General features: G+C 35.6%; 2 protein-coding genes. One reads left to right on the top strand and one right to left on the bottom strand.

What is annotated here, in order from left to right; translation table 11 throughout:
- Window positions 1-124 (top strand): AAA-type ATPase lid domain-containing protein (locus IEY78_RS35365; RefSeq protein WP_506417112.1); only part of this gene is annotated, 124 nt, incomplete at its 5' end.
- A gap of 279 nt (window positions 125-403) precedes the next feature.
- Here the strand turns inward: IEY78_RS35365 and IEY78_RS35360 are convergent.
- A partial coding sequence (locus IEY78_RS35360; protein ID WP_189104825.1) for a UvrA family protein occupies window positions 404-635 on the bottom strand: 232 nt, incomplete at its 5' end.

Genomic DNA, 635 nt, shown 5'->3' with positions numbered 1-635 from the left:
AAAACGCCTTTTAGAATATTCTTGGCATGGGAATGTGCGAGAGCTTTTAGGCGTCGTGGAGAGAGCGGCGATTTTAAGCGAAGGAGCAGAAATCCAAGAAAAAGATTTGTTTTTGGAAAGGTAGTATCATTTCATGGAGTTACTAAAAGTCATTTTTAACCCTAAGACCGCGCTACAAAAATTATTGCACCATTAAAATCAAGCTTTTTACTATTGATTATAAAAAATGCTTTTCAATATTTTTTATAATTTATGATTAACCCTTAATGATGATAAAGTCTTATTAATACTTTTTGTGTAGGACTAAAAATAGTGGGTTTAGGGGTTTGCAAACCTACCTCTTGTAATGGAGTTATAAATAGACTTGGTAGTTCATTTCTTTAACAAACAAACCCCATGCAAGCTATTTCAATTCCAAAGCTAAAAATTTTCCCGTATAGCTTTGGGTTTTTTCACAATTTTTAGCCACCTCTAAAGGCGTGCCGCTCGCAATGATTTTCCCGCCCTTATCCCCCCCATCAGGCCCCATGTCTATAATGTAGTCAGCGTTTTTGATGATGTCTAAATTATGCTCAATCACTATCATGGAATTGCCTAACGCTACTAAAGAATGCAAGACTTGTAAAAGATGATTC

Source organism: Streptomyces kronopolitis (genome assembly GCF_014646275.1).
Classification (GTDB): Bacteria; Actinomycetota; Actinomycetes; order Streptomycetales; family Streptomycetaceae; genus Streptomyces; species Streptomyces kronopolitis.
This window is presented reverse-complemented; position numbering and strand designations above follow the sequence as displayed.